This window comes from Gordonia sp. (in: high G+C Gram-positive bacteria) (assembly GCF_047602025.1).
GTDB lineage: Bacteria > Actinomycetota > Actinomycetes > Mycobacteriales > Mycobacteriaceae > Gordonia.
In genome coordinates, this window is sequence record NZ_JASGII010000001.1 from 1,221,660 (window position 1) to 1,244,658 (window position 22,999).

The window sequence follows — 22,999 nt, forward strand, 5'->3', positions numbered from 1 at the left end:
CCGTGGTCGCCGTGATCAAGCCGATGATTCGTGCCCTCGTCGCCGCGGCGACGCTGCTCGCCGCTGCCGCCGGAGTCGCTGACGCCGCACCGGTCCCGCCGCTCAACCCGACGGCGGCGGCCGAAGGCCTCGTCGACGTCCGCACGGCCGTGCCCGACGCGATCGTCGACATGCGATATGCGACGTCGGACAACTTCACCCACGTGCGCCTCTACCCGGCGGGCGCTCGCTGCCTCGTGCACAAGTCGATGGCCCCCGGTCTGACGAGGGCGGCGGCCCAGCTGCGCGGCAAGGGGCTGCGCCTGGTGTTCTGGGACTGCTACCGACCCCACGCCGCGCAGGTGAAGATGTGGGAGAAGGTGCCGAACCCGGCGTGGGTCGCCAAGCCCGGAAACCAGGCCACCAGCCACGAGTCGGCCCGCTCGGTCGACGTGACGCTGGCGCACCGCGACGGTCGCCGCCTGGACATGGGCACCGGTTTCGACGACTTCAGCCCGTCCTCGCACGCCAACGCGCCGGGGATCAGCATGGTCGCCCAGCAGAATCGCGCGACGCTGCGCGGAGCCATGGCCGCCGGCGGCCTCAGCCAGTACGAGGGCGAGTGGTGGCACTACGACGGACCCGGCGCCAAGACCCCGCGCCCGCACCTGAAGGCGCCGGTCAACTAGCCGCCGAGTCAGGCCGGACCGGGTACAGGCGCACGCGCAGCGCCCCGATCAGACCGAGTGGATTGCGGTACCCGGCGAGCCGGCCGGGCCCGGTTCGCGCACCCCAGTGCAGGCAGGCGACTGTCGGGCACCCCTCGTGCCCGGCGCGCACCGTTCCGACGACGTCGCCCCGTCGGACCGTCTGCCCCGCCGTGACCGATGCTTCGACCGGTTCGTAGGTCGTCCAGAGGGTCGCGGTGTGGCGGATCGAGACCACCGGCTTGCCGCCGACCTTCCCGGCGAAGGTGACCGTGCCGTCGCCGGCCGCCAGCACCGACTGCCCGTCGGCGGCGGCCAGATCGACCCCGCGGTGTCCCGGCAGCCACCGCTGCGCCGGCGGATCGTAGCCGGTGACGACCCGAGGTTTCGGCCGCAGCGGCCAGTCGTACCGGGCTCCGGCGGCGTCGGCCGTCGGGCCCGCCGCGATGCCCAGGGTCACCGCCGCGGCAATCGTCAGCACCCGCCTCATACCGACTAGGACGCAGGGCGTCGGCGGGCGGTTCCCGACGGGCGGGTGCGAAAAGCGATTTGGTGCCCGCGACCTGCGCCATTAGACTTATCGACGCACTTCGTCTGACTTCGGTCAGAAGATGTGACTTCGCATGCTCGCTACCGATCTTCGCTGGTCGGCGCGGCACGGGCAGTCCCGAGAACTCGGGTCCGTCGTCGTGGCAAGCATCAGGATCACCCGCCAATCCCGGTCGGGCGATGACAACTGCAACAGAATTGGAGTCCCGACGATGGCTGTCGTGACCATGAAACAGCTGCTGGACAGCGGCGCCCACTTCGGGCACCAGACCCGCCGGTGGAACCCGAAGATGAAGCGATTCATCTTCACCGACCGCAACGGCATCTACATCATCGATCTTCAGCAGACGCTGACCTACATCGATCGCGCCTACGAGTTCGTCAAGGAGACGGTCGCCCACGGCGGCACCGTGCTCTTCGTCGGCACCAAGAAGCAGGCGCAGGAATCGATCGCCGAAGAGGCCACCCGCGTCGGCATGCCCTACGTGAACCAGCGCTGGCTGGGCGGCATGCTCACCAACTTCTCGACCGTCCACAAGCGCCTGCAGCGCCTGAAGGAGCTCGAGACCATGGAGCAGACCGGTGGCTTCGAGGGCCGCACCAAGAAGGAAATCTTGATGCTGACCCGCGAGAAGAACAAGCTCGAGCGCACGCTCGGCGGTATCCGCGACATGGCCAAGGTGCCCTCGGCGATCTGGGTCGTCGACACCAACAAGGAGCACATCGCCGTCGGTGAGGCCCGCAAGCTGAACATCCCGGTCATCGCGATCCTGGACACCAACTGCGACCCCGACCTCGTCGACTACCCGATCCCGGGCAACGACGACGCCATCCGCAGCGCGGCCCTGCTGACCCGCGTGGTCGCCTCCGCCGTCGCCGAGGGTGTGCAGGCGCGCGCCGGCCAGAGTGCCGGCGACGACAAGCCGGACGCCGGCGTCGGCGCCGGTGAGCCGCTCGCCGAGTGGGAGAAGGATCTCCTCGAGGGCAAGGATGCCGCTTCGGCCGACGAGGCCAAGGCCGCCGACGCGAAGGCCACCGAGGCCCCCGCCGCCGGCGACGAGGCACCGGCCGCCAAGTAGCGGTCACCCCACCAACCAGCCAATCCGAAAAAGGAGGCTCGCCACCCATGGCGAACTACACCGCAGCCGACGTCAAGCGGCTCCGCGAGGTCACCGGCTCGGGCATGCTCGACTGCAAGAATGCCCTGGCCAACAACGACGGCGACTTTGACAAGGCCGTCGAGGAACTGCGCATCAAGGGCGCCAAGGACGTGGGCAAGCGCGCTGAGCGCTCCACGGCCGAGGGCCTGGTCGCGGCTCGTGACGGCGCGATGATCGAGCTCAACTCCGAGACCGACTTCGTCGCCAAGAACGACGAGTTCCAGAAGCTCGCCGACCAGATCCTGGACTCGGCCATCGCGGCCAAGACCAGCGATGTCGAGGAGCTCAAGGCCGCCAAGCTGGGCGACGGCACCGTCGCCGACGCCATCGCGGCCCTGTCGGCCAAGATCGGCGAGAAGCTCGAGCTGCGCCGCGTCGTCTACTACGACGGCCCGGTCGCGGTCTACCTGCACAAGCGCGCATCGGACCTGCCCCCGGGCGTCGGCGTGCTCGTGTCCTACGAGGGTGACGGCGATGCGGCTGCCGAGGCGGCCCGCAACGCCGCCCAGCAGGTCGCCGCGCTCAAGGCGTCCTACGCCTCCGAGGCCGACGTCCCCGAGGACGTGAAGGCCAACGAGCGCCGCATCGCCGAGGAGACCGCGAAGGAGGAGGGCAAGCCCGAGGCCGCTCTCCCGAAGATCGTCGAGGGTCGTCTCAAGGGCTTCCTCAAGGACGCGGTTCTGGTGAACCAGCCGTTCGTGAAGGACAGCAAGAAGACCGTCGGCGCGGTTCTCTCCGACGCCGGCGCGTCGGTGAAGGGCTTCACCCGCTTCGAGGTGGGCCAGTCCTAACCGACTGCGCCGTATCAACCGCGCGAGCCCCGCTTCCCGTCCGGCAGGTCGGGGGCGGGGCTTCGTCGTGTTGCGCCTAAGATGAGACGAGTGCGCGCGCCCGGTCGGCCGCGCGGGGGAAGCGAGCGAGGAGTCACATGACGTCGTCGGGAGACAGCACTGCTCGGCACGGATACCAGCGGGTCCTGCTGAAGCTCGGCGGCGAGATGTTCGGCGGCGGGGAAGTGGGCCTGGATCCCGACGTCGTCGCCGCGGTGGCCGATCAGATCGCCGAAGTCGTCCGCGACGGGGCGCAGGTCGCCGTCGTGATCGGCGGTGGCAACTTCTTCCGCGGCGCCGAGCTGCAGCAGCGCGGCCTGGACCGCGCCCGCTCGGACTACATGGGCATGCTCGGCACGGTGATGAACTGCCTCGCCCTGCAGGACTTCCTGGAGAAGCGCGGCGTGACCACCCGTGTGCAGACCGCCATCACGATGGGCCAGGTCGCCGAGCCGTATCTGCCGCTGCGCGCGGTGCGCCACCTCGAGAAGGGGCGCGTGGTCATCTTCGGCGCCGGCATGGGCATGCCCTACTTCTCCACCGACACCACCGCCGCCCAGCGCGCCCTGGAGATCAAGGCGGAGGTCGTGCTGATGGCCAAGGCCGTCGACGGCGTCTACACCGCGGACCCGCGCGAGGACCCCGACGCCACGATGTTCACCGAGATCAGCCACCGCGAGGTGCTGGAGAAGGGGCTGAAGGTCGCCGATGCGACCGCGTTCAGCCTCTGTATGGACAACAAGATGCCCATGTTGGTGTTCAATCTGTTGACCGAGGGCAACATCGCGCGCGCCATCGCCGGCGAGCGCATCGGCACCCTCGTCACGACCTAGGAGAACGTAGATACCGATGATTGACGACGCGCTGCTCGACGCCGAGGAAAAGATGGAGAAGGCGGTCGCCCGGGCGAAGGACGACATGGGCTCGATCCGCACCGGACGCGCCAACCCGTCGATGTTCAACCGGATCGTCATCGACTACTACGGCTCGCCGACGCCGGTGACCCAGGTCGCCAGCATCACCACGCCCGAGGCGCGGCTCGTCGTCATCAAGCCGTACGAGACGTCGACCCTGGGCGACATCGAGACGGCCATCCGCAACTCGGACCTGGGCGTCAACCCGACCAACGACGGCAACCTGATCCGTGTTTCGGTGCCGCAACTCACCGAGGACCGTCGCAAGGAACTGGTCAAGCAGGCCAAGGCCAAGGGCGAGGACGCCAAGGTGGCCATCCGCAACGTGCGCCGCAAGGCCGCCGAAGAGCTCAAGCGGATCCAGAAGGACGGCGAGGCCGGCGAGGACGAGGTCGTGCGCGCCGAGAAGGACCTGGACAAGACGACCGCAGGCTATGTCGCGCAGGTCGACGAGATCGTCAAGCACAAGGAAGGCGAGCTGCTCGAAGTCTGAGCCCACCCCGCTATGACACCGCCTCCCGCCGCCCCGGCCGACGCTCCGAAGAAGTCGAAAGCCGGCCGCAACCTGCCCGCAGCGATCGCCGTGGCCGTCGTCCTGGCCGCCCTGATCATCGCGGTGCTGCTATTCGCGCCGAAGTGGTGGTACCTGGTGGTCGGCGTGGCCATGGTCGTGGCGTCGTGGGAGGTCATCAAGCGGCTGCGCGAGGGCGGCTTCGCCGTTCCGGTCATTCCGCTGCTCGTAGGCACCGCCGCCATCATCGCCTCGTCTTGGCAGTGGGGGACCTCGGGAGTCCTCGTCGCCCTCGTCGCGACCGTCCTGGTCACCATGGTGTGGCGCCTGCTCAGCCAGGGGCTCAACGCAGCACCGGTCAACTTCCTGCCCGACCTCGCCGCGTCGGTGCTGGTCCTGTTGTGGATCCCGGTGCTCGCGTCGTTCGGTGCCGCGATGGTGCTGCAGGACCACGGTTCGCAGCGCGTCTTCACCCTGATGATCGTCGTGGCCTGCTCCGATATCGGCGGTTACGCCGCGGGCGTCCTGTTCGGCAAGCATCCGATGGTGCCCGCGATCAGCCCGAAGAAGTCGTGGGAGGGCCTGGCCGGGTCGCTGACCTTCGGGATCATCGGCGGCATTTGCTGCGTGGTCTTCCTGCTCGACAATCGCTGGTGGGTCGGCGCGATCCTGGGTGCGGTGCTCGTCGTCTGCGCGACGCTGGGCGACCTCGTGGAGTCGCAGGTCAAGCGCGACCTGGAGATCAAAGACATGGGCAGTCTGCTGCCCGGCCACGGCGGCATCATGGACCGCCTGGACTCGCTGCTGCCCTCGGCGTTCATCGTCTGGGCCGTGCTCACCGCGCTCCTCTGAGCGACCGTTTGAGCGGCTAACCGGGCACGACGACCGCGCGCTCGGGGCCGGGCGCGGTCCACGCTTCGCCGACCCGGTCGAGCGGGAACGCGCGGTAGGGCACCTCGACCGTGCCGTCGGCGATGCGGTCGATGAACTCGCCGATCGCGGGAATCAGGTCCGCCGGGTCGACGCTGCCCAACCCGCTGCCGCTCAGGGTGTACCGGCGGCTGCGCAACAATGCGCCGGGGACGGCGGCGTCCGCGCCGGCCATCGTGCCGACCTCGATGTGCGATACGTCGGCGTCCTCGGCCAACGGCGCCAGCGCACGGAAGGTTCGCTCGGCGACCGACCCCCACAGGAAGTCGATCACCGTCGTGGGCGCACGGCCGTCGCATGCCTCGCCGATCGTCGCCGAGTCCTCGTCGGTACCGGTGAGCGCGACCGTGCGCACCCGATCGCCGTGGCGTGCAGCCACCGACGACAGGATGTCGGCGTTGCGCCCCACTCCGACGACGTGGTCGGCGCCCATGGCCAGGGCCGCCGCAACGGCGATGCGGCCCGCCATCCCGGTGGCACCCAGGACCAGCACGGTGCCCAGCCCACCGGCGTCGGCGAGACGGTCACGCTGCTTGCCCAGCGGCAGCCACGATGCCAGCCCGGGGTTGCACCCGGCGGCCACGGCGAGGGGGTCAGCGGCGTCGGGGACCGGGATGGCGAGGCCGGCGGGGGCGGCGATGCGCTCGGCCATCGTCCCCCAGCGTGCTGACGGGGTCGCCGTGTAGATCAGCGAGCCGTCGCCGGTGCGCACGACCGCGTCGATGCCCGGGATCAGCGGCCAGGTTCCGTCCGAGCTGTAGTGGTGGCCGCTCGCGCGCGAGCGCACGACGTTGTGGATACCCGCGCCGACCAGTTCGACGAGGTGCTGGCCGTCGCCCGCGACGGGGTCGTCGAAGTCTCCGTAAACGGGTGTCTGGTCCGGTCCGTGGACGATTGCCGCCTTCATGTCGCCTCCTGTTTAACGCTGTTAAATACAACGGCCAGCATCCTCTAACAGTGTTAAGCTGTCAAGGTGGCCGCCAAGCTGACGCGCGAGATGATCGTCGGGGAAGCCTTCGACCTGCTCGACGCCGAGGGGATCGACGGGCTGACCGTGCGCGCCTTGGCGACGCGACTGGGGGTGAAGGCGCCGGCGCTGTACTGGCACGTGTCATCGAAGCAGGAGTTGCTCGACCAGATGGGCACCGAGGTCGCGCGGCGCATCGCCGACCGGGCGCTGGCCGAGCCGTTCCCCGATACTTTCGAGGCGGCGCTGCGGAACTATGCGTTGGTGATGCGGGAGGAGTACTTGGCCCACCGCGACGGCGCGCGAACGTTCTCCGGCACCAGGCTCGTCGACGCCGAAGTCCTGCGCCGCCAGGAGTCGGCCCTTGCGCACTGGACCGCGGCGGGTGTCTCCCTGGACCGGTTGACGGCCTCCTTCGAGGCCTTGACCGCGTTTGTGGTCGGCTTCGTCATCGAAGAGCAGGAACGCGCCGACGAGACGCGCTACTCGCTCGCCGATCGCGACCGCGCCGTCGGCCCGGACCACCCGCTCACCGTCGCGGTGGGGCACCTCGCCTACCGGCCGCCCGCCGATCGCTTTGCGGCACACCTCGGCGTCCTCGTTCCGGCCCTGGCGCGACCGCGGGATTGAGGATCGGCGGCCGGGCCGTGGGACAATGGACCGCATGACGTCCTTGCCGCTGGTGTTCGACGCGCCCAAGCGCGGCAAGCCGCCGACCCATTTTGCCGACCTCGCGCCGGACGAGGCGGCAGCCGTGGTCGAGAAGCTGGGGTTGCCGAAGTTTCGCGCCAAGCAGTTGGCGAACCACTACTACGCGCGATTGTCGGCCGACGTCGCCGAGATGACGGACCTGCCGGCGAACATCCGGGAGTCGGTCGGCGAGCAGCTGTTCCCGACGCTGATGACGCCGGTGCGAGCCATCGACACCGACGACCACACGACGCGCAAGACGCTCTGGCGGCTGCACGACGGCACGCTGCTCGAAAGCGTGCTCATGCGCTACAGCGACCGCAACACGCTGTGCATCTCGTCGCAGGCCGGCTGCGGCATGGCCTGCCCGTTCTGCGCCACCGGCCAGGGCGGCCTCGACCGCAACCTGTCGACCGCCGAGATCGTCGACCAGGTGCGCGCCGCGGCGCGAACGCTGCGCGACGGCGAGTTCGGCGAGCCGGGCCGCCTGTCGAACGTCGTCTTCATGGGCATGGGGGAGCCGCTGGCCAACTACAAGCGGGTCGTCGACGCCGTTCGCAAGATCACGTCACCGCCACCCGCGGGGTTCGGGATTTCCGCGCGCCACGTCACCGTCTCGACCGTCGGCCTGGCCCCGTCGATCCGTCGCCTCGCCGACGAGGGCCTGGCGGTCACGCTGGCCGTCTCGCTGCACACGCCCGACGACGAGCTGCGCGACACGCTCGTGCCGGTGAACAACCGCTGGTCGGTGGCCGAGGTACTGGAGGCGGCGCGGTACTACGCCGACACGACCGGCCGCCGGGTGTCCATCGAGTACGCCCTGATCCGCGACGTCAACGACCAGCCGTGGCGGGCCGACATGCTCGGCAAGAAGCTGCACGCGGCGCTCGGGTCGCTGGTGCACGTGAACCTGATCCCGCTCAACCCGACGCCGGGATCGGAATGGGACGCCAGCCCCAAGCCGGTGGAGCGGGAGTTCGTCGCCCGCGTGCGAGCGCAGGGGGTGTCGTGCACGGTCCGCGACACGCGCGGGCAGGAGATCGCCGCGGCCTGCGGTCAGTTGGCCGCCGAAGACCGCTGAGAGCGCTAGAAGCTGCTAGGAGCGCTTGTGGCGGCGGGTGCGGGTGCTGTTCCACACCAGCGCGAACGCGAAGACGAGCGCGATCAGAACGAGGTAGATGTCCTCGATCTTGCTCTCGTGGTTGCCGATGGTCATCGCCAGCAGGAACACGACGACGATCCAACCGGTGATGGTCGGGATCATGCCGCCGAACTTGTGCCAGCCGAACCGCGCCGACGGGGCGTCCGCGGGCTCGCGGACCCAGCCGGTGTCAACGCTTGCGTGCTCGACCTCGGTGCTCACCTGACGACTCCTTCAACGGTTCGGACTGCGTTGGCAGTCATCATAACCGGCGTGGAGCCCCGCGCCGTGGATGGGGGAGAATGAGCGTCGTGACCACACGCGTACTCATCCTGGGCTCGACCGGGTCGATCGGCACCCAGGCGCTCGAGGTGATCGCCGAGCACCCCGAGCGGTTTACCGTCGTCGGGCTCGGCGCCGGCGGGGGCAATCCTGCGACGTTGATCACTCAGGCCCGCGACTTCGGCATCGAGCCGCCGGCGATCGCCGTCGCCGACGAGAACGCCGCGCGCGAGGTGTCCGACGCGCTCGGCGGACCGGTGCTGACCGGCGGGGACGCGATGGTGGACCTGATCGACGCGGTGCCCGCCGACATCGTGCTCAACGCGGTCGTCGGGGCGCGGGGGCTGGCGCCGAGCCTGGCCGTGCTCAAGTCCGGCGCCCGACTGGCGCTGGCCAACAAGGAATCGCTGGTCGCCGGCGGCTCGCTCGTGATGGATGCCGCCGCGCCCGGCCAGATCGTGCCCGTCGACTCCGAGCACTCCGCCATCGCCCAGTGCCTGCGCGGCGGCAGCGCCGCCGAGGTCGACCGGCTGGTCCTCACCGCCTCTGGCGGACCGTTCCGCGGGTGGACCGCAGATCAGTTGCGCGGCGTCACCCCGGAGCAGGCCGGCCGGCATCCGACCTGGTCAATGGGCCCGATGATCACCTTGAACTCGGCGACGCTGGTCAACAAGGCGCTCGAGGTTATCGAGGCGCACCTGCTGTTCGACGTCCCCTACGACCGCATCGACGTCACCGTCCATCCGCAATCGATCGTCCACTCGATGGTCACCTTCGTCGACGGCGCGACCATCGCGAAGGCTTCGCCGCCGTCGATGAAACTGCCCATCGCCCTAGCCCTCGGCTGGCCCGACCGGGTGCCCGGCTCGTCGACCGCGTGCGACTTCTCGACCGCGTCGCAGTGGACCTTCGAGCCCGTCGACGACGAGGTGTTCCCGGCGATCCGCGTCGCCCGCGAGGCCGGTGCGGCCGGTGGCAGCCTGACCGCGGTCTACAACGCCGCCAACGAGGTCGCCGCGCAAGCCTTCCTGGACGGGAAGACGCGCTTCGACGCGATCGTGCCGACCATCGCCGAGGTCCTCGCCGCCGCCGACGAGTGGCGTGCCCAGCCAGGTACTGTGGAGGACGTATTCGCCGCTGATCGGTGGGCCCGAGCCCGGGCCGCCGAGATGGTGAGAGCAACGGAGTGAACCAGTGAGTTTTGCCCTCGGGGTGGCGGCCTTCGCGGCCGCCTTGGTGCTGTCGGTGGCCTGGCACGAGTGCGGCCACATGTGGGCCGCGCAGGCCACCGGAATGAAGGTGCGCCGCTTCTTCGTCGGCTTCGGCCCGTCGCTGTGGTCGACCCGCCGCGGCGAGACCGAATACGGCCTGAAAGCCCTGCCGCTGGGCGGCTTCTGCGACATCGCCGGGATGACGCCCTACGACGAGATCGCGCCCGAGGACGAGTCGCGGGCGATGTACAAGCAGAAGGCCTGGAAGCGCCTGGTCGTGCTGTTCGCCGGTCCGATGCAGAACTTCATCCTCGGCTACCTGTTGATCGTCGTCCTCGCGGTCGGCTGGGGCCTGCCGAGCATGAGCTCCGAGCCGACGCCGGCCGTCGTCGCGTCGACGTCCTGTGTCGCGCCGCAGCTCAACGAGAAGATGCAGAACACCGCGCCCTGCGTCGGTGCCGGACCCGCCGCCGAGGCCGGGCTGCGCGCCGGGGACACGATCGTCTCCGCCAACGGCAAGCCCGTTTCCACCGCCGCCGAGTTGAGCCCGATCCTGGCGAAGTCGACCGGCCCGGTCGTCCTCGGCGTCGAACGCGCCGGCCAGCGGCTCACGCTGACCGTCAACCCGACGCCGGTCACCATCACCGGTCCGGGACCCAACGGCACCACGACCACCGAGACCCGCAAGATGGTCGGCCTCAAGTACCCGCCGCCGCCCGCGCCGGTCAAGCACAACCTGCTTTCGGCGATCCCGGCGTCGGCCGCCTTCGCCGGCGACCTGTTGAAGTCTGTGTGGGACGCGCTGGTCTCGCTGCCGACCAAGATCGGCGCGCTGTGGACCGCGGTCACCGGCGGCGAGCGCTCGCCGGACACCCCGATCAGCATGTGGGGCGCCTCCGTCCTCGGCGGCGACGCCGTCGAGAAGGGCGTGTGGGAGGTCTTCCTCCTGCTGCTGATCAGCATCAACTTCTTCCTCGGCGCCTTCAACCTGGTGCCGTTGCTCCCGCTCGACGGCGGACACATGGCCGTCGTCGGCTACGAGAAGCTGCGCGATGCGGTGCGCCGCCGCCTGGGCAAGCCGGCGGCCGGCCCCGTCGACTACATGAAGTTGATGCCGCTGACCTACGCGGTCATCGCCGTGATGGGCGTGTTCATGGTGCTCACGCTCACCGCCGACATCATCAACCCGATCAAGCTGTTCTGAGGACCGCCATGACCGGCTCATCGTCGCCCCAGCCCATCGGCCTCGGCCTGCCCGACGCGCCGCCGCCGGTGCTCGCCCCGCGCCGCAAGACCCGGCAGATCAAGGTCGGCAACGTCGGCGTCGGCAGCGAGTCGCCGATCTCGGTGCAGTCGATGACGACCACCAAGACCCACGACGTGAACGCGACGCTGCAACAGATCGCGCAGCTGACGGCCTCGGGCTGCGACATCGTGCGCGTGGCCTGCCCGCGCCAGGAGGACGCCGACGCGCTGCCGGAGATCGCGCGCAAGGCCAACATCCCGGTGATCGCCGACATCCACTTCCAGCCGAAGTACATCTTCGCGGCCATCGACGCCGGTTGCGCCGCGGTGCGCGTCAACCCGGGCAACATCAAGGAGTTCGACGGCCGGGTGAAGGAGGTCGCGCAGGCGGCATCGGCCGCGGGCATCCCGATCCGCATCGGCGTCAACGCCGGCTCCCTCGACAAGCGGATGATGGAGAAGTACGGCAAGGCCACGCCCGAGGCCCTCGTCGAATCGGCCCTGTGGGAGGCGTCGCTGTTCGAGGAGCACGGCTTCGGCGACATCAAGATCTCCGTCAAGCACAACGACCCGGTCGTGATGGTCGAGGCCTACCGCCAATTGGCCGCGCAGTGCGACTACCCGCTCCACCTCGGCGTCACCGAGGCCGGTCCGGCCTTCCAGGGCACCATCAAGTCCGCGGTGGCCTTCGGCGCGCTGCTGTCGGAGGGGATCGGCGACACCATCCGCGTCTCCCTGTCGGCGCCGCCGGCCGAGGAGATCAAGGTCGGCGACGCGATCCTGCAGTCCCTGAACCTGCGCCCGCGCAAACTCGAGATCGTGTCCTGCCCGTCGTGCGGGCGGGCCCAGGTCGACGTCTACAAGCTCGCCGAAGAGGTGACCGCCGGCCTCGAGGGCATGGAGGTGCCGCTGCGCGTCGCCGTCATGGGCTGCGTCGTCAACGGCCCGGGGGAGGCTCGCGAGGCCGACCTGGGCGTTGCGTCGGGCAACGGCAAGGGGCAGATCTTCGTCAAGGGCGAGGTGATCAAGACCGTGCCCGAGTCCCAAATCGTCGAGACGTTAATCGAGGAAGCGCTGCGGATCGCCGAGGAGACGGGCGACACTGGTAGCGGCGCTCCCGTCGTCACCGTCAGCTGACGACGACGTCGGGGCCGCGCCTGCAACCTGCGGAAAGGGAGTCCGGCCGATGCTGACCACGCGTCGACGATCGCTCGCGGCCAGTGATGCGCCCGCCGTGCGGCGCGCGCTGTCGGTCGACCCGGTCGCCTCCTGCATGGTCGCCGCCCGCGTCGAGGCCTACGGCATCGAGCCGCGCTGGCTCGGCGGGCAACTGTGGTCGGCCGACAACCCCGAGTATTCGCTGTGCTTCGCCGGCGCGAACCTCGTCCCGCTCGCCGGCGACCACGCCGACCTCGACTATTTCGCGCACGCCGCGCTCTCGGCGCCGCGCGAGTGTTCCTCGGTCGTCGGTCCCGCCGATCTCGCGCTGGGGCTGTGGGAACGGCTCGAACCGACGTGGGGGGTGGCGCGCGAGATCCGCCCGGTGCAGCAGTTGATGGCGCTGCGCGGCGCGCCGGCCCTGGCCGCCGACCCGGCGGTGCGCCTGGTGACCCGCGACGACATCGACGCGTACTTCCCGGCGGCGGTGGAGATGTTCACCAGCGAGATCGGGGTCGATCCGTGCGCCTTCGACGGCGGCCGGATGTACCGGCAACGCCTGGTCGGCCTCATCGACGCCAAGCGGGTGTTCGCGCGCTTCGACGGCGGCCGGGTCGTGTTCAAGGCCGAGATCGGCGCGATGTCGTCGGCGGTCGGCCAGATCCAGGGCGTCTGGGTCGATCCGGCGTACCGGGCGACGGGCGTCGGCAAAGCCGGGACCGCGGCGGTCGCGGCGGCGATCCGCGCCTACGGCCGCATCCCCAGCCTGTACGTCAACGACTTCAATGTCGCGGCCCGACGCACCTACATGGCCGTCGGGTTCGAGCAGGTCGGCACGTTCGCGACCGTCCTCATCGACTGAGCGGGGCCCACTCCGACTGAGCGGGCGCGCCCGCGTGGCGTTCCCCAACTTTCACATGCGTCACTCTATTATCACGAGTGATGAACCTTTCGAAGCGCGTCGTCCGTGCCGTCGCCATCGCCTCTGCCGCCGCCGTCGGCCTCTCGTTGAGCTCATGCAGCTCGCCCGAGGACAACCCGCGCCGCGTCGTCGAGCGCTTCATGGCCTCCATCGCCCAGCGCGACGCCCAGGGCGCCGCCGCGCAGACCGACAAGCCGAGCGCCGCGACGAGCGCGATCGCCGATCTGTGGAGCGGGCTCACCGCCGAGCACCTGGACTACACGACCGGCAAGATCCGACTCTCGGTCGACAACGCGCTCACCGACGTCACCTACACCTGGCAGCTGCCCGGCAAGCGCAAGTGGAACTACACCGCGCAGGTCGCGGCGAGCCGCGGCGACAAGGGCTGGTCGGTGCGCTGGATGCCCACCAACCTGCACCCGGAGATCGGCGCCGACCAGAAGCTCAAGTTCCGCGTCATCGAGGCGCCGCGCGCCGAGGTCAACGAGGCCGACGGTACGCGCGTGATGGCGAACGGCACCGTCGTCGGCATCTCGTTCGACGCCAAGGCCGCGCAGGCGGCCGGCGTCGAGCCCGCGGAGGCCGCCGCGTCGGCCGTCGGCGCGCTGCGGCGCTTCGACCCCAAGCTCAACGTGCAGAACATCGTTGAGACGGCCACCGCGTCCGGCAAGCCCTATTCGCTGATCCGGCTCAGCCACCGCGACTTCGACCTGCTGCGCGACCGTCTCGCCATTCCCGGCATCGTGGCCACCGACCAGGCCGAACTGCTGCCCACCGAGCCCGGTTTCGCTCCGGCGCTGCTGTCGCAGGTGCGCAAGGTCGTCGGCGACGAGACGGTCGGCGCACCCGGCTGGCGGGTAGACATCGTCAACCCGAACGGCCTGACCGCCGGCGTACTCACCGACTTCTCGCCGACGCCGTCGCCGGCGGTGACGCTGACCCTCTCGCGAGCCGCGCAGGCCGCCGCGCAGCGCGCGGTCAACGCGTCGGACCGCTTCAAGATCGCCATGGTCGTGATCCAGCCGTCGACCGGGAACATCCTGGCCATCGCGCAGAACAAGCGTGCCGACGCCGATGGCCTGATCGCCACGCACGGCCTCTTCCCGCCCGGCTCGACCTTCAAGATGGTCACCGCCGCCGCGGCAGTCCGCGAAAACCTGGCGCACCCCGACTCGGTCGTGCCGTGCCCCGGTGAGATCACCATCGGCTCGCGCGTGATCCCGAACTACGACAAGTTCGCCCTCGGCGACATCCCGCTGACCGGTGCGTTCGCGCAGTCGTGCAACACGACGTTCGCCCACCTGGCCAGCCAGATGGGGCCGTCGACGCTGGCCAACCAGGCCGCCGCCATGGGCCTCGGCGCCGCCTACGACATCCCCGGCCTGGCCGCCAAGTCCGGGTCGGTGCCGATCGACCCCGACCTGGTGGCGCGCAGTGAAGACGGCTTCGGCCAGGGCCGGGTGCTCGTCTCGCCGTTCGGCCTCGCCCTGGTGGCGGCGACCGTCGCCAACGGCACGCCGCCGGTGCCGACGTTCATCAAGGGCCGTCCGACCAAGGTCTCCGGGCCGCGGCCCGAGGTCGACCCGAAGATCTACAACGAGCTCAAGCCGATGATGCGCGCGGTGGTCACCGAGGGCACCGGCACCGTCGTGAACGGGATGGGACCGATCTTCGCCAAGACCGGTGAGGCCGAGTACGCGGGCGGTTCGCACGCCTGGTTCGCCGGCTTCCGCGGCGATCTGGCCTTCGCGACGCTCATCGTCGGCGGTGGCGATTCGACCCACGCGGTCGGCGTCACCCGCGACTTCTTTGCCTCGCTCCCGGCGGGTTACGGACTCGGCGCACGCCGCTGACGCCCGCCCGGCGCGGCCACTAGAGTGGACGCCATGTCCGTTCGCGCCCCCCTCAAGCCCGGCAAGGTGTCGCCGCGGCGCCCCGTGCCCGACCACATCGACCGCCCGGAGTACGTCGACAAGAAGACGGTCAAGGAGGGCGCCGAGCCCTGGGTGCAGACCCCGGAGATCATCGAGCGGGTGCGCGTCGCAAGCAAGATCGCCGCGAACGCGTTGGCCGCCGCGGGCCGGGCGGTCGAGCCGGGCATCACCACCGACGAGCTCGACGGCATCGTCCACGACTACCTCGTCGCGCACGACGCCTACCCGTCGACGCTGGGCTACAAGGGCTTTCCCAAGTCGTGCTGCACCTCGCTGAACGAGGTCATCTGCCACGGCATCCCGGACTCGACGGTCGTCGCCGACGGCGACATCGTCAACATCGACGTCACCGCCTACATCGACGGCGCCCACGGCGACACCAACGCGACCTTCCTCGCCGGCAATGTCGCCCAGGAGGCCGTCGACCTGGTCGAACGCACCCGCATCGCCACCGAGCGCGCCATCAAGGCGGTCAAACCGGGCCGCGAGCTCAACGTCGTCGGTCGCGTCATCGAGGCCTACGCCAACCGCTTCGGCTACAACGTCGTGCGCGACTTCACCGGTCACGGCATCGGCGAGACCTTTCACAACGGCCTGGTCGTGCTGCACTACGACCAGCCCAGCGTGGACACCGTCCTCGAGCCGGGCATGGTGTTCACCATCGAGCCCATGATCAACCTCGGCGGGCTGCCCTATGAGATCTGGGACGACGGGTGGACCGTGGTCACGCGCGACCGCAAGTGGACCGCGCAGTTCGAGCACACCCTCGTCGTGACCGACGACGGCGCGGAGATCCTCACCCTGCCGGACGAGGATCCGGCCAAGTGAGCGCGGCGCCCAGCCAGATCGCCCTCGGCGACCTCGTCTTCGACGTCGCGGTCGGCGGCCCGGCGGGCGGGGCGCCGGTCCTCCTGCTGCACGGCTTCCCGCACAACAGCGCCAGTTTCGCCGGGGTGCTGCCGCTGCTGCACGACGCGGGGCTGCGCACCATCACCTTCGACCAGCGCGGCTACAGCCCCGGCGCGCGTCCGGCCGACGTCGACGCCTACGTCATCGACAACCTGATGTCCGACGCCCTCGGCGTCCTCGACGAGCTGGGGATCGACAAGTGCTTGCTCGTCGGCCACGACTGGGGTGGCATCATCGGCTGGCAACTGGCGTCGCGGCACCCCGATCGCTTCACCGGGTACGTCGCGGTGAGCACCGGGCACCCGGGTGCGATCTCCGGCGCGCTCGCCGGCGGCGACGACCAGCGGGAGAAGTCGTCGTACATCTCCTTCTTCATCGAAGAGGGCGCCGAGGAGAAGCTCCTGGCCCGCAACGCGGTGCTGTTGCGGCGCACCTGCCCCAAGGAGGCGGCGCTGCAGATGCAGGAGCCGGGTGCGCTCACCGGCGGCCTGAACTGGTACCGGGCCAACTTCACCGGCGACATCGCGGCCAAGATGCCGAGTCGGCGGGTGAGCATCCCGACGACCCTGGTGTGGAGCGACGGCGACACGGCGCTGGGCCGCGAGCAGGCGGAGGCCAGCGCGGGTTTCGTCGACGGCGACTATCGCTTCGTCGAGTTGGCCGGTGTCGACCACTGGGTGCCGGAGAAGGCGCCCGAGGCCCTCGCCGCCGCGATCATCGATCGCGCCGGCGTCTAGCGGGCCTTCTTCGCCGCTGTCTTCTTGGCGGCGGTCTTCTTCGCAGCCTTGGCCGGAGCCGCGGTCTTCCTCGGTGGGGTCGCGGCCGCGGCCTTCTTGGCCGCCGCCGTCGCGACGGGGGGGACGAGTCCGTTCGCCAACCAGGCCTCGACCTCGGCGTACGCCCGCTGCCGCACATCGGGCAGCGAGAGGAACACGTCGTGGCGCGCCCCGGGGACCGGCACCGACGTCAGCCGGCCGCCCAGGCAGCCGGCCCAGCGGGCCATGTGCGTGACGTCGAGGACCGCGTCGGCGCGGTCGGTCCTCGACGAGTAGTTCTTGGCGAAGTACGACCGGTCCGACCGCAGCACCAGCGACGGCACGGCGACGTCGAGACCGGCCTGCAGCAGGGCGTGGCCGTTGCGGATCGCGCGGAGCCAGCCGAACGTGACCGGGAAGCCGCCGAGCGGTTTGAAGTCGAGGTTGTACTTCCACTCGCCGTGGCGGCTCTCGTGGATGCTGTCGCCGTAGGCCGGCGAGAGCTCCTGCGGCAGGACGGTGAACTTGCGCGTCATGCCGACGCCGCGAATCGCCGCGGTGACGGCGGGGGAGCGCAGCGCGGCGCGACCCTGCAGGTCCAGCCACGGGCTGTTGAGGATCAGCCCGCCGATGAGCGCGTGTCGCGACGAGTCCAGGCGGCGCAGCCGATCGACCCAGAGCGGCACGATGAGCCCGCCGGTCGAGTGGGCGCCGACGATGACTTTGCGGTCGCCCGAGCCGTTGATGCCCGACTCCTCGGCGATGATGTCGAGGGCCAGGCCGAGTTCGACGTCGTAGTGGGACAGATCCGACACGTAGTGCGCGGTCTGCCCCTTTCGCCGCGACCGGCCGCACTTGCGCAGGTCCAGGGCGTAGAAGTGATAGCCCTGCGCGATGAAGAAGTCGGCGAGCGGCTCATGGAAGAAGTAGTCGGTGAACCCGTGGATGTAGAGCACCGCGCCCTTCGGCGACCGCGGCGCCTTCGGCGCCTTCACCAGGGTCGCGGCGATCGGCGACTCGCCGTCGGGGTCGGTGCCCAGCTCGAAGACCCGCTGGAGATAGCCGGCGAGTTCGGAGTCGGGCTGCCAATCGGAGGTTTTCGTCACGATTGCCGATCGTAGTCCGCCGCCCGGGGCTTGTCGTTCTTCCCACAAACCGGTCGGCCGGTGGCGACCCGCCTGCCACGATGGGGAACAATGAGCGGGTAACCGCGAGGAATGGAGTTTGCGTGTCGGCATCGGTGGTCAAGACAGACGTCGTGTTGGTGGGAGCGGGCATCATGAGCGCCACGCTCGGCGCCCTGCTGCGCCAGCTGGAACCCGACTGGTCCATCACGCTGTTCGAGACCCTCGACGCGGCCGCCGCGGAGAGCTCGGATCCCTGGAACAACGCCGGCACCGGCCACTCGGCCCTGTGCGAGCTGAACTACACGCCGCTCGGCGCCGACGGCGAGGTCGACATCACCAAGGCGCTGTCGATCAACGAGCAGTTCCAGGTGTCCCGCCAGTTCTGGGCCCACGCGGTCGACAACGGCGTCCTGGACCACCCGAGCGAGTTCATCAACCCGATCCCGCACGTCAGCTTCACCCACGGCGACGGCGGTGTCGACTACCTGCGCAAGCGCTACGACAAGCTGTCGCGCGAGACCCTCTTCGAGGGCATGGAGTTCATCACCGACGCCGGTGAGTTCACCAAGCGCCTGCCGCTGATGGCGGCCGGTCGCGACTTCAGCGACCCGGTCGCGCTCAACTGGTTCGAGCACGGCACCGACGTCGACTTCGGCGCCCTCACCCAGCAGCTGGTGAACTACGTCGGCCAGGGCGCCGACGTGTTCTTCGGCCACAAGGTGACCAACCTGACCAAGCAGTCCGACGGCAGCTGGATCGTCACCGTCCGCAACAACCACACCGGCGAGAAGCGCAAGGTGCAGTCGAACTTCGTGTTCGTCGGCGCCGGCGGCGGTGCCCTGCACCTGCTGCAGCGCTCGGGCATCAAGGAGGCCAAGGGCTTCGGCGGCTTCCCGGTCAGCGGCGAATTCCTGCGCTGCACCAACCCGGAGCTGATCGCCGAGCACGCCGCCAAGGTCTACGGCCAGGCGGCCGTCGGAGCACCGCCGATGTCGGTGCCGCACCTGGACACCCGCGTCATCAACCACCAGCCCGGCCTGCTGTTCGGCCCGTACGCCGGTTGGTCGCCCAAGTTCCTCAAGAACGGCAGCATCACCGATCTGCCGTTCTCGGTGCGCCCGAGCAACCTGCTGCCGATGATGTCGATCGCGCCGCAGGAGTTCGGCCTGCTCAAGTACCTGATCGGCGAACTCGCCGCCAGCCCGGCCGACCGCATCACGACGATGCGCGAATTCGTGCCGGAGGCCCTCGGCTCGGACTGGGAGTCGATCACCGCCGGCCAGCGCGTCCAGGTCATCCGCGGCAGCGGCGCGAAGGGCTCGCTCGAGTTCGGCACGGCCGTCGTGGCCGCCGGCGACGGCACCATCGCCGGTCTGCTGGGTGCTTCGCCCGGCGCGTCGACCGCGGTGCCGGCGATGCTGAACGTCCTCAGCCAGTGCTTCGGCGACCTGTACGAGGGCCCGTGGTCGTCGCGCCTGGCCGAGATGATCCCGTCCTTCGGCAAGACCTTGAACGACGACCCGAAGCTGTTCAAGAAGGTGTGGGACTGGACCTCCAAGAGCCTCGAGCTCACGAAGGCCCCCGCGAACGCCTAGGCCGTCGTGCCCGACACCCCGTCGTCGCCGAGTCCGCTGGAGAGCCTGCGGCCCACGCTGAACACGCTCGCCCGGCAGGGCATGCGGCCGGACAAGGCCCGCGACCTGCTGGAGTCGGTGCTGATCGTCAGCCAGGGACTCGACCTCGACCAGGCGGTGCAGCGCATCGTCGACGTCGCGGCCCGCGTCCTCGACGCCCGCTACGCGGCGCTGGGCGTGCGCTCCTCCGACGGCGGACTGCGCGAGTTCGTCTACACCGGCATCACGCCGGAGGTCCGCGCGACGATGGGCGAGCCGCCGGTCGGCAAGGGCGTGCTCGGGGTCCTGATCAACGACCCGCACGTGCTGCGGATCGCCGACCTCTCGCACCACCCGGAGTCGGTGGGCTTCCCGCCGAACCACCCGCCGATGCGCAGCTTCCTCGGCGCGCCCATCCTCATCCGCGGCGAGGTGTTCGGCAGCATCTACCTGACCGAGAAGCGCACCGCGCCGGCCTTCTCCGCACTCGACGAGGCGCTGATCGGCGTGCTTGCGGTCGCCGCCGGCATCGCCATCGACAACGCCCGCGGCTTCGAGCGGGCGCGCATCCAGCACACCTGGACCGAGATGCTCGCCCGCCGCGGCGCCGAACCGCTCGCCGGGGTCAGCCTGACGGCCAACCTCAACAACATCTGTGCCGACGTCGCCGAGATCACCGGTGCCCGCGCGGTATACCTCTACGAGACCGAGGATTCCGCGGCGACGCTGCGCGCCAACTCGGGGTGGCCCGGGGCGATTGACGCCGTGGCCTTCGGTGCGGCGATCACCGACAGCGCCGAGCAGCGGGTGCTGCCCGACGCCGAGGTCCCCGGGTGGGGCGATCGCGATGGCGGGTGGCTGACGATCGTCCCGCTGGTGCGTGGGCCGTGGGTGTACGGCGCGATCGTGCTGCACCAGGACGACAAGCCGGACTGGGAGGCCGAGGAACGCTCCGGTCTGGCGGGCGTCGCCGAAATCGCGTCGTTGGCGATCGCCTATGCCGAGCGCCGCGAGATGGGGCGCAAGCTCGAGGCCCTCGAGGACCGCCACCGCATCGCGCGCGACCTGCACGACCACGTCATCCAGCGCCTGTTCGCGATGGGCCTGTCGTTGCAGGCCCTCACCGCGCAGGGGGCGCCGAGCGACGCCGCGATGCAGGAGCGGCTCGGGCAGGTGCTCAACGACCTCGACGGCACGATCGCCCAGATCCGCACCTCCATCTTCGACCTGCAGACCGGCGATCCGTCGCACGATGCGACCCTGCGCCGCCGGGTCCTCGCCGTGATCGGCCAGGTGTCCGGCCATGCCGAGGTGACGCCGATGGTGCGCTTCGACGGCCCGGTGGACACGGTCGTCATCCCCGAGCTCGCCAGCCACGTCGACGCCGTGGTCCGCGAGGGCGTGAGCAACGCGCTGCGGCACTCGGGGGCCGACCGCATCGAGGTCCGCGTCGTGGCCGAGCCGCGGGCGGGGGAGTTGACCGTCGAGATAACCGACGACGGCAAGGGCATCACCCCGGGGGTGCGCCGCAGCGGCCTGGAGAACCTGCGCAAGCGGGCCGAGGAGTGGGAGGGCGACTTCGTCGTCGGACCGGGACTCTCGGGCCGCGGCACGCGCCTGCTGTGGCGGGTGCCCCTCGTCGAGGTGAAGAGCGCGGACTGAGCGCTATTTGCCGCGCTGGGAGTTCTTCGTCGCCAGCACGGCGACCTGCGTGCGGCTGGACAGGTCCAGCTTCGCGAGGATCCGCGTGACGTTGTTCTTGATGGTCTTCTCCGCCAGGTGCATCCGCTTGGCGATGATCCGGTTGGTCAGGCCCTCGCCGATCAAGTCGACGATTTCGCGTTCACGCTCGGTGAGCGTGGCAAACGGGTCGTCGGCCGCCGCGCTGCGCCCGCGCAGGCGCTCCATGAGGGCGGCGGTGCTGCGCTGGTCGAGCAGGTTGCCGCCGGCTGCGACGGTGCGCACCGCCGACACCAGGTTCTGGCCGAGGATCTGCTTCAGCACGAAGCCGGACGCGCCCGCCATGACCGCGGCGAGCAACGCGTCGTCGTCGGCGTAGCTGGTCAGCATCAGACAGTGGGTGTCCGGGCAGCGCGAGCGCACCTCGCGGCACAGCTCCACGCCGCTGCCGTCGGGCAGGCGCACGTCCAGAATGGCGACGTCGGGCGGGTTGTTGGTGATCCCGACGAGGGCCTCGGCGACGTTGGCCGCCTCACCGATGACCTCCAGGTCGCCGTCGGTAGCCAGCAGGTCGCGCAGACCGCGCCGGACCAGCTCGTGGTCGTCGACGATGAATACCCGCACCGGTGCTTCGGACATGGGCTAAACGGTACCCCGACAGTCCCGCCGCGGTCGGGACGCATGTCGCGGTGTCGCAAGGACTTTTGACTCATGTATTCGCCTCGCCCGACCGGCAGGGTCTGTGGGTATGACCGCTACAGATGTGATTGCACTGACCGAGAACATGGAGGGCAAGGACCTCCTGACTGAGCTCGAGCCGGTGGCCGCGAAAGAGGTCGACCGCCACATGAAGGCCGCCGTCGACTGGATGCCGCACGACTACGTGCCGTGGGACGAGGGCCGCAACTTCGCCTTCCTCGGCGGCGAGGACTGGGATCCGAGTCAGTCGGAGCTCTCCGAGACGGCCAAGGCCGCGATGATCACCAACCTGCTGACCGAGGACAACCTGCCGTCCTACCACCGCGTCATCGCCGAGAACTTCTCCCTCGACGACGCCTGGGGCTTCTGGGTCGGCCGCTGGACCGCCGAGGAGGCGCGCCACTCGATCGTGATGCGCGACTACCTGGTCGTCACCCGCGGCGTCGACCCGGTCGAGCTGGAGAAGACCCGGTTGGTCCACATGACCGCCGGTTACGACCCGATCGACCATGCCCGCGAGATCCACAAGCTGGAGCCGGCGTTCCACCAGCACACCGCGCTGGAGATGCTGCTGTCGGTGACCTACGTCAGCTTCCAGGAGCTCGCGACGCGCGTCTCGCACCGCAACACCGGCAAGGCGTGCGGCGACCCGATCGCCGACCGCATGCTGCAGCGCGTGGCCGCCGATGAGCACCTGCACATGACCTTCTACCGCAACATCGTCGCCGCGGCGCTCGACGTCGTGCCGGACCTGGCGATGGCCGCGATCTACTCGATCGTGTCCAACTTCGCGATGCCCGGCGCCACCATGCCGAACTTCCGCCGCAACGCGGTGCTGATCGCCAAGGACGGCATCTACGACCTGCCGCAGCACCGCACCGAGGTGCTCGCGCCGGTGCTCAAGAAGTGGCGCATCTTCGAGCGCGACGACTTCGGGCCCACCGGCGAGTACTACCGCGACGAGCTGCAGAAGTTCCTGCTCGACCTCGACGACAAGGTCGTCAAGTTCGAGGACGCCCGCGAGCGCGCCCTGGCCCGTATGCAGGCCAAGGCGGACCGCGACCGGGCGAAGGCGCGGGCGTAGCG

General features: G+C 69.8%; 23 protein-coding genes. 18 read left to right on the forward strand and 5 right to left on the reverse strand.

Annotated elements, in window-relative coordinates; translation table 11 throughout:
• Positions 1-11: 11 nt before the first annotated feature.
• Positions 12-668 carry a M15 family metallopeptidase gene (locus QM728_RS06070; protein WP_415031141.1) on the forward strand — a complete coding sequence of 219 codons (657 nt, stop codon included), beginning with the start codon at positions 12-14 and terminating at the stop codon, positions 666-668.
• Here QM728_RS06070 and QM728_RS06075 read toward each other — a convergent pair.
• Complete coding sequence (locus tag QM728_RS06075) at positions 661-1,176, reverse strand: M23 family metallopeptidase (RefSeq protein WP_415031142.1); 516 nt, start codon at positions 1,174-1,176, stop codon at positions 661-663. The genes QM728_RS06070 and QM728_RS06075 overlap by 8 nt on opposite strands.
• Before the next feature lie 271 nt (positions 1,177-1,447).
• Between QM728_RS06075 and rpsB the strand changes: the two genes are divergently transcribed.
• The 5 genes from rpsB to QM728_RS06100 all read left to right on the forward strand — a co-directional run bounded on the left by rpsB (position 1,448) and on the right by QM728_RS06100 (position 5,502).
• Positions 1,448-2,314 (forward strand): 30S ribosomal protein S2, encoded by an 867-nt coding sequence (rpsB, locus tag QM728_RS06080; RefSeq protein WP_415031143.1) that lies wholly within the window; start codon positions 1,448-1,450, stop codon positions 2,312-2,314.
• Between the two features lie 47 nt (positions 2,315-2,361).
• On the forward strand, positions 2,362-3,186 hold the full coding sequence (gene tsf / locus QM728_RS06085) for a translation elongation factor Ts (protein WP_415031144.1): 825 nt from the start codon (positions 2,362-2,364) through the stop codon (positions 3,184-3,186).
• A 137-nt stretch (positions 3,187-3,323) separates the two neighbouring features.
• Positions 3,324-4,058 carry a UMP kinase gene (gene pyrH, locus QM728_RS06090; protein WP_415031145.1) on the forward strand — a complete coding sequence of 245 codons (735 nt, stop codon included), beginning with the start codon at positions 3,324-3,326 and terminating at the stop codon, positions 4,056-4,058.
• A gap of 16 nt (positions 4,059-4,074) precedes the next feature.
• Entirely contained in the window at positions 4,075-4,632 is a 558-nt protein-coding gene (gene frr / locus QM728_RS06095) for a ribosome recycling factor (RefSeq protein WP_415031146.1), read from the forward strand.
• A 12-nt stretch (positions 4,633-4,644) separates the two neighbouring features.
• Positions 4,645-5,502 carry a phosphatidate cytidylyltransferase gene (locus QM728_RS06100; protein WP_415031147.1) on the forward strand — a complete coding sequence of 286 codons (858 nt, stop codon included), beginning with the start codon at positions 4,645-4,647 and terminating at the stop codon, positions 5,500-5,502.
• 16 nt (positions 5,503-5,518) lie between these two features.
• Here the strand turns inward: QM728_RS06100 and QM728_RS06105 are convergent, their stop codons facing one another.
• The gene (locus QM728_RS06105; RefSeq protein WP_415031148.1) at positions 5,519-6,487 is read right to left on the reverse strand and encodes a zinc-binding alcohol dehydrogenase family protein; all 969 of its coding nucleotides are present in this window, start codon (positions 6,485-6,487) and stop codon (positions 5,519-5,521) included.
• Between the two features lie 66 nt (positions 6,488-6,553).
• Between QM728_RS06105 and QM728_RS06110 the strand changes: the two genes are divergently transcribed.
• Both QM728_RS06110 and rlmN read left to right on the forward strand, forming a co-directional pair.
• Complete coding sequence (locus QM728_RS06110) at positions 6,554-7,177, forward strand: TetR/AcrR family transcriptional regulator C-terminal domain-containing protein (protein ID WP_415031149.1); 624 nt, start codon at positions 6,554-6,556, stop codon at positions 7,175-7,177.
• Positions 7,178-7,211: 34 nt separating this feature from the next.
• Entirely contained in the window at positions 7,212-8,318 is a 1,107-nt protein-coding gene (gene rlmN, locus QM728_RS06115; RefSeq protein WP_415031150.1) for a 23S rRNA (adenine(2503)-C(2))-methyltransferase RlmN, read from the forward strand.
• 15 nt (positions 8,319-8,333) lie between these two features.
• On the opposite strand, the gene QM728_RS06120 is transcribed toward rlmN, so the two are convergent.
• Complete coding sequence (locus tag QM728_RS06120; protein WP_415031151.1) at positions 8,334-8,600, reverse strand: DUF2631 domain-containing protein; 267 nt, start codon at positions 8,598-8,600, stop codon at positions 8,334-8,336.
• Positions 8,601-8,680: 80 nt separating this feature from the next.
• On the opposite strand from QM728_RS06120, the gene dxr reads away from it, so the two are divergent.
• The 7 genes from dxr (at position 8,681) to QM728_RS06155 (ending at position 16,776) form a co-directional block, all read left to right on the forward strand.
• Positions 8,681-9,850, forward strand: a complete 1,170-nt coding sequence (dxr, locus tag QM728_RS06125; RefSeq protein ID WP_415031152.1) for a 1-deoxy-D-xylulose-5-phosphate reductoisomerase — start codon at positions 8,681-8,683, stop codon at positions 9,848-9,850.
• A 4-nt stretch (positions 9,851-9,854) separates the two neighbouring features.
• Positions 9,855-11,075, forward strand: coding sequence for a M50 family metallopeptidase (locus tag QM728_RS06130; protein WP_415031153.1), 1,221 nt, complete (start codon positions 9,855-9,857; stop codon positions 11,073-11,075).
• A gap of 8 nt (positions 11,076-11,083) precedes the next feature.
• A complete protein-coding gene (gene ispG / locus QM728_RS06135) occupies positions 11,084-12,253 on the forward strand; it encodes a flavodoxin-dependent (E)-4-hydroxy-3-methylbut-2-enyl-diphosphate synthase (protein WP_415031154.1) in 1,170 nt (389 codons plus the stop codon).
• 49 nt (positions 12,254-12,302) lie between these two features.
• A complete protein-coding gene (locus QM728_RS06140) occupies positions 12,303-13,136 on the forward strand; it encodes a GNAT family N-acetyltransferase (RefSeq protein ID WP_415031155.1) in 834 nt (277 codons plus the stop codon).
• Positions 13,137-13,216: 80 nt separating this feature from the next.
• Positions 13,217-15,049 (forward strand): penicillin-binding transpeptidase domain-containing protein, encoded by a 1,833-nt coding sequence (locus QM728_RS06145; protein WP_415031156.1) that lies wholly within the window; start codon positions 13,217-13,219, stop codon positions 15,047-15,049.
• A 33-nt stretch (positions 15,050-15,082) separates the two neighbouring features.
• Positions 15,083-15,958, forward strand: a complete 876-nt coding sequence (gene map, locus QM728_RS06150) for a type I methionyl aminopeptidase (protein WP_415031157.1) — start codon at positions 15,083-15,085, stop codon at positions 15,956-15,958.
• On the forward strand, positions 15,955-16,776 hold the full coding sequence (locus tag QM728_RS06155) for an alpha/beta fold hydrolase (RefSeq protein WP_415031158.1): 822 nt from the start codon (positions 15,955-15,957) through the stop codon (positions 16,774-16,776). Before map ends, QM728_RS06155 begins: the two co-directional genes overlap by 4 nt.
• Here the strand turns inward: QM728_RS06155 and QM728_RS06160 are convergent.
• The gene (locus QM728_RS06160) at positions 16,773-17,900 is read right to left on the reverse strand and encodes an alpha/beta hydrolase (RefSeq protein ID WP_415031159.1); all 1,128 of its coding nucleotides are present in this window, start codon (positions 17,898-17,900) and stop codon (positions 16,773-16,775) included. The two genes, QM728_RS06155 and QM728_RS06160, sit on opposite strands and share 4 nt — an antisense overlap.
• 80 nt (positions 17,901-17,980) lie before the next feature.
• Between QM728_RS06160 and mqo the strand changes: the two genes are divergently transcribed.
• Entirely contained in the window at positions 17,981-19,516 is a 1,536-nt protein-coding gene (gene mqo / locus QM728_RS06165; protein WP_415031160.1) for a malate dehydrogenase (quinone), read from the forward strand.
• An 81-nt stretch (positions 19,517-19,597) separates the two neighbouring features.
• Positions 19,598-21,196 carry a GAF domain-containing protein gene (locus tag QM728_RS06170; protein ID WP_415032842.1) on the forward strand — a complete coding sequence of 533 codons (1,599 nt, stop codon included), beginning with the start codon at positions 19,598-19,600 and terminating at the stop codon, positions 21,194-21,196.
• A gap of 3 nt (positions 21,197-21,199) precedes the next feature.
• Here QM728_RS06170 and QM728_RS06175 read toward each other — a convergent pair whose 3' ends face one another.
• Positions 21,200-21,853, reverse strand: a complete 654-nt coding sequence (locus QM728_RS06175; RefSeq protein ID WP_415031161.1) for a response regulator — start codon at positions 21,851-21,853, stop codon at positions 21,200-21,202.
• A gap of 109 nt (positions 21,854-21,962) precedes the next feature.
• On the opposite strand from QM728_RS06175, the gene QM728_RS06180 reads away from it, so the two are divergent.
• Complete coding sequence (locus QM728_RS06180) at positions 21,963-22,997, forward strand: acyl-ACP desaturase (RefSeq protein WP_415031162.1); 1,035 nt, start codon at positions 21,963-21,965, stop codon at positions 22,995-22,997.
• The last annotated feature ends 2 nt before the right edge of the window (positions 22,998-22,999 follow it).